6 protein-coding genes are annotated in these 5,704 nt (G+C 35.6%); all 6 read left to right on the top strand.

Annotated elements, in window-relative coordinates; translation table 11 throughout:
* The first annotated feature begins 31 nt into the window (after positions 1 to 31).
* Complete coding sequence (locus tag A9G30_RS08605; RefSeq protein ID WP_065588676.1) at positions 32 to 808, top strand: heme ABC transporter ATP-binding protein; 777 nt, start codon at positions 32 to 34, stop codon at positions 806 to 808.
* A gap of 84 nt (positions 809 to 892) precedes the next feature.
* Entirely contained in the window at positions 893 to 1,894 is a 1,002-nt protein-coding gene (zntB, locus tag A9G30_RS08600; protein WP_176700879.1) for a zinc transporter ZntB, read from the top strand.
* Positions 1,895 to 2,162: 268 nt separating this feature from the next.
* Positions 2,163 to 4,049, top strand: a complete 1,887-nt coding sequence (locus A9G30_RS08590; protein ID WP_065588674.1) for a DNA topoisomerase III — start codon at positions 2,163 to 2,165, stop codon at positions 4,047 to 4,049.
* Between the two features lie 53 nt (positions 4,050 to 4,102).
* Complete coding sequence (locus A9G30_RS13660) at positions 4,103 to 4,249, top strand: integrase core domain-containing protein (RefSeq protein ID WP_141672053.1); 147 nt, start codon at positions 4,103 to 4,105, stop codon at positions 4,247 to 4,249.
* 348 nt (positions 4,250 to 4,597) lie between these two features.
* Positions 4,598 to 5,317, top strand: coding sequence for a DUF4123 domain-containing protein (locus A9G30_RS08585; protein ID WP_065588673.1), 720 nt, complete (start codon positions 4,598 to 4,600; stop codon positions 5,315 to 5,317).
* A gap of 9 nt (positions 5,318 to 5,326) precedes the next feature.
* Positions 5,327 to 5,704, top strand: a 378-nt coding sequence (locus A9G30_RS08580; RefSeq protein WP_141672052.1) for a hypothetical protein, incomplete at its 3' end; no start/stop codon positions are given.

The following is a 5,704-nucleotide window of genomic DNA, read 5'->3' as shown; positions in this document are numbered from 1 at the left end:
ATTTTAAGACATAAATAATAAATGGAATCTAATGATGCTAACTGCTCAACATTTAACTTTTAATTATGCAAATCACACTTTAATTAATGATATCTCTTTAACTATAGAAGTGGGCAAAATTACCATTATTATTGGACCTAATGGTGCAGGAAAATCAACACTATTGCGTTTGTTAACAGGTTACCAAAAGCCATCATCAGGAGAGTGTTATTTATTCAATAAACCGTTGTCAAAATGGTCAGAAAAGCAATTATCTAAAATTCGCACGGTAATGCTACAACATAACCAATTGACGTTTCCTTTTAAAGTAAAAGAGGTCGTCGCTATGGGGCGTTCGCCATATGGAAAAACTGATTTTGATATAGCAATAGAACAATCTATGCAGCAAACAGATTGTTTAAAACTAGCAAATCGAGATTATCGTAACTTATCTGGTGGAGAACAACAGCGCGTGCAGTTAGCTAGAGTTTTAGCGCAGTTGTGGCAAGTACAGTCAACTGAAAAACTGCTCTTTTTAGATGAGCCTACTTCGGCACTTGATTTATATCACCAGCAACAAACCTTAAGATTATTAAAGAAACTGGCTTGCGAACAACAATTAGCCGTATGCTGTGTTTTGCATGATCTCAATTTAGCTGCATTATATGCTGATAAGATCTTATTAATTAATCAAGGAAAACTTGTTAAACAAGGTATACCTAAAGATGTTTTAACCTCAGAAAATATTAACCGTTGGTATAAGGTAGAATTAGGGATTTATCCTCATCCAGATAATGCTTGTGTACCTCAAATTTATTTAATGCGTTAAACAAAATAAATAAACTCTAATTGGTTACTCCATTTTAAGCTAAATTCAGTATATAATTTTAAAAAATAACAAATGGGGGCGGTTATGACTAATCAAAATAGTACCAGTTCTATTTCTGTTTCACATCTCTTAGATGCTAAACCGGCTTTTAGTTGCCAGCTAGATGGTAAAGGCAAAGCAATGCCACTTAATGAACAAAGTGTTCCTTCGATTTCGCAGCCATTTTGGATTCATTTAGATTTTGCGAAGCAAGAAACCATTAATTGGATTAATACCACCCATTTAGTTCCTGATTTGATCAAAAACGAATTGATAAAATCGAACCAAATATCTAAAGAAATCCGTTTTGAGTCGGGGATTTTAGTGGTTTTAAAAGGGGTGAATTTTATTCCAAATGAACTTCCAGATCCTATTGTGACTTTCCGTTTTTATATCACCGATAACATGATTATTTCAACCCGACATCAAAAAATTGGCGCCATTTCTCAGCTGCAAGACAATTTAGATAAAGGCATTGGACCTGTGGATGTTGCTGATTGGCTAATTCAAATATCTGATTTAATTAGCGATCAAGTTAATTTATCTTTTAATAGTACTCATAATAAAATCATCAGGCTAGAAGATTTAGTTCTTAACCAACGGATATTTTCATATAAAGAAATAGGCCGTGTACGTAAACAATTGATCGTTTTACGTCGGTTGTTATCACCGCAACGTGATATTTTTGTAAAAATTTCGACTGAAAGAATTTCATGGATTGATGATAACGATCGTCAACGGTTACACGATATTTCCAATCAGCAAAACCATTATGTATCTGACATAGATAGCTGTTTATTGCGGTTAGCTTCAATAATGGAGCAAATTAATAGTTTCTTGGCTGAATCAACCAATAAACGAATTTACTTAATGTCACTATTTACCATTATATTTACGCCGATTACATTTTTAACTAGTTTACTTGGCGTCAATTTAGCGGGTATTCCTTTTAGCCAACAAGAATGGTCTTTTATTGGGTTAATATTACTGCTTGTTGTTATTTGTATTGCTTCGGCTATTTGGCTTAAATATAAAAAGTGGTGGTAATTGTGGTCACATTTTTACAAAAAATGGATAAAAGGTTATGAGCTTTTATACAGTTAGTGATAAGGATATTATTAAGCCTTTATTTAACAACCAGCAAAAAACTAATTGCGAAAAGTTAATTTTAATTTGTTTTGTTTGCGTTTTTTTACCAAGCTGGGGGTTGTATAATTTTCTGTTGATGAATGTGGCTACATTGTTGGACTATACATTAGATACTCTCCTCTATGAAGCGTATATTGCTTGAAATATTTAATGAATAATCATTGTTATGCGATCTAATCATTCTTATCGTTTATTTATTGCTGAAAAACCCAGCTTAGCTAGAGCTATTGCTGATGTATTGCCTAAACCTCACCAAAAAGGCAATGGTTTTATTAAAGCAAGTAATGGTGATATTGTTAGCTGGTGTATTGGTCATCTTCTAGAGCAAGCTACACCAGAAATTTATGATCCTAAATATAAAAAATGGGTGATGAGTGATTTACCTATAGTGCCTGAAAAATGGATCTTAATGCCAAAAGACAATACAAAAAAACAATTTAATATTTTGGTCGATCTAATTAACTCTGCCGATCAAATTGTACATGCCGGTGACCCCGATAGAGAAGGACAATTATTGGTGGATGAAGTCTTAAATTATTGCCAATTACCGCCGAGCAAACGCAAAGCTATACAGCGATGTTTAATTAGTGATTTAAATGCGAGCGCTGTTGAAAAATCATTACAACAATTACGCAATAACCAAGATTTTATTCCTTTATCAACCTCTGCATTGGCAAGAGCTAGAGCGGATTGGCTTTATGGCATTAATATGAGCCGGCTTTGCACTATTGTTGGACAAAAAAACGGTTATCGAGGTGTATTATCAATTGGGCGAGTACAAACACCTATTTTAGGGTTAGTGGTTAGGCGTGATTTAGAGATAGCGCAATTTGTACCTAAACCTTTTTATGAAGTGTTTGCTGTATTACAAACCAAAGACAATGAAACATTTAAGGCAAAATGGCAACCAAGCGAAGCCTGTGCACCTTATCAAGATGAAGAAGGGCGAGTATTAGTCAAAAAGTTGGCTGAAAATGTTTGTCAACGCATAAAAGGTAAACCAGGAACAATTGATAAAGTTAGCAACAAAAAGAAAGAGTTGGCGCCTCCCATGCCATTTAATTTATCGGCACTGCAAATTGAAATGGCTAGGAAAAATGGATTAAGTGCGCAAGATGTACTCGACATTTGTCAATCGTTATATGAAAAGCACAAATTAATTACTTATCCAAGATCAGATTGTCGCTTTCTACCTGAAGATCATTTAAAACAAATTATGGGCGTTAAGTCTGCTATTGAAAATAATTGCCCTGAGCTTCAAACTGCTATTGAGCAGGCAAGTTTTACTTTGCGTTCCAAAGCTTGGAATAATAAAAAAGTCGAAGCACATCATGCTATTATCCCAACATTACGCAAAACTAAAATGACAAATTTGAGCGATAACGAAAAGGCAGTTTATCAAGTTATTGCAACGCAATATTTAGCACAATTTTATCCTGCTTACAAATATGCCGAATTGCAAATTGATGTTGATATTCAAGGCGGGAAATTTATTGCTAAAGCAAACCAAATGCTTGATGAGGGTTGGAAGATTCTATTTAGGAATAAAAACTACCAAACTGATGCAGATGATAATGAAACCAATGGGTTATTAACTAAATTGGTTAAAAAGGGGGAAACTGTGCAATGTGTTGATACTGAATTGCTGAGCAAAGAAACCCAGCCACCAAAAGCCTTTACCGATGCCACATTATTATCGGCTATGACGGGTATTGCCCGATTTGTTAAAGATCCAGAAATAAAAAAAATATTGCGCGAAACGGATGGATTAGGCACCGAAGCAACAAGAGCCGGTATTATTGAATTGTTATTTAAACGCCAGTTTTTGACTCGTCAAGGTAAAACAATACGTTCAACAGACGTGGGTAAAAATCTGATTTTATCATTACCTGATATCATGTCGATGCCCGACATGACAGCACATTGGGAATTACAATTAGATGAAATTAGCAAAAAAGAGTTTTCATACCAGCAATTTATGCACCAACTCAATTTATCACTACTAGAGCTTGTTAATCAGTTAAAAAATGCGCGATTGAATATTAGATCTTAGTATCGTTATCATCAAAATAGGATGAAATGTAATAATCATACTATCGCCCTTAAGTGCTCGATTTATATCTTTTTAACAACTTAGCGGAAGCGAAGAGAGTAACCGAAGAAGGGGTAATGATTTATAACACGGAAAGACCGCATGGAACATTGAAGAACATGGCGTCAATTGAATGTAAAACACTAAAACAAGCAACTTAATTTTCTACGTCAGTTGTGTGCTAAGTTTGAGGGGGTATTTACACATTTACGCCAAGCGTAACAACCTGATACATATGTATTGATTTTTCAAAATAAGTAAAAAATAACAAAAATAGACTAAAAAAAGGTTGCATAGAATAAAAAATGATCTTATCTTAGCTAAAAAATACCTTTAATTTTCGGTTTCTTAATACTTTCTAAAGGAATTTAGGTAAATATAATGGAGCTTGCTGTTAGTCGTATTGCTTTAATCATCAATCGCCTTATTCAATATCCCTTTCTTGTCTTTTATAAGTTAAACGGATTTTTAGCTTTGTTGGTTTTATTGCGCAATGCAAGGGGCAGATTATGCTAGCTATACCACTGTCTCAATGGCGCACGATTACCGCTACCTCTGCCATGCCTTTGTATGCCGTACTTTCTAATGTCAGTGATGCGCAAGCGGTTAAAAACTACTATATCACTGATGGCTCACAAACGCCCTATGGTCTTTATAGTGGCACGCCTTACGAGCACTGGTTTTCTGTTATGCCCATGCTAGTGAGACTTGATGAGCATAGCCCCTTTTTAGATTGGATTAATAACACTGAGCACAAAGACTGGGGCTGGCTAGCACGCTCTCATTTACCCTTTGCAGACATCTGCGCCCATTTACGGAGCTTAACCCAAGCCATTATGCCCGATGGTGAAACAGTGTTTTTTCGTTACTGGGATGGCGAATACTTGTCAATCATGCTTGATTATTTTACCGATAGCTGGCAAGACGTGCTACCTGCTTTTGCTTTTTACTGGATTAATCATCAATCACATGTGGTGCATGTACCGGTTGAGCAAGCGGTGCAAACTTCGCCTTGGTGGCAGGTGCCAGAATCATTAATAAAAAAATTGGTAACCGATAAAGAGGATCTGCTATTAGAGAATATCTTACAAACGTTACAAGAAAGTTATCCGAAAATATATTGGGCCTATCGACATGATATTTTAGAGAGAAAAGTTAAACGTTTATTACAACGTAATCAGGGTAAAAGTGACGTTTGGAATTTCATTTTACAACAACTTCAATCATAGGATAACAAAATGACAGAGGACATCATTGCTCCCCCCTTATCTGAGCCTGTTATCACACCCGATGTACGAGCAAAAGCCAATAAAGTCATAAATGAGGTTATTACTGATTTTAAAAATTGCCTTAATGACTACAAATCACTAACCGATACCTGGTTGATCGGACGCTTTTTTGATATGGATCAGCAAATTAAGGTGGGTGATATGGAAATAGTTCAAAATGTCCAAAGTCGTGCACGAATGGATGGGGTGACCACCTGCCCATTAAGCGGCGAGCTGGTTATCATGCATACGTTTCAAACCGCAGGTAAAACCATTCCAATCCCGAAAACCAAATACCGGGTATATGAGGTGGAATCAGGTTATATATGGGATAGTGATAATTACGTT

This window comes from Gilliamella sp. Fer4-1 (assembly GCF_001690515.1).
GTDB lineage: Bacteria > Pseudomonadota > Gammaproteobacteria > Enterobacterales > Orbaceae > Gilliamella > Gilliamella apicola_C.
Note: the sequence above shows the minus strand (reverse complement) of the source record. Positions and strands in the feature narration are given on the sequence as shown.

Bases quoted from the DNA above. Each gene is read 5' to 3' on its own strand.
- zntB (WP_176700879.1), top strand. From the start codon at position 893: ATGACTAATCAAAATAGTACCAGTTCTATTTCTGTTTCACATCTCTTA.
- A9G30_RS08585 (WP_065588673.1), top strand. From the start codon at position 4,598: ATGCTAGCTATACCACTGTCTCAATGGCGCACGATTACCGCTACCTCT.
- A9G30_RS08605 (WP_065588676.1), top strand. From the start codon at position 32: ATGATGCTAACTGCTCAACATTTAACTTTTAATTATGCAAATCACACT.
- A9G30_RS08590 (WP_065588674.1), top strand. From the start codon at position 2,163: ATGCGATCTAATCATTCTTATCGTTTATTTATTGCTGAAAAACCCAGC.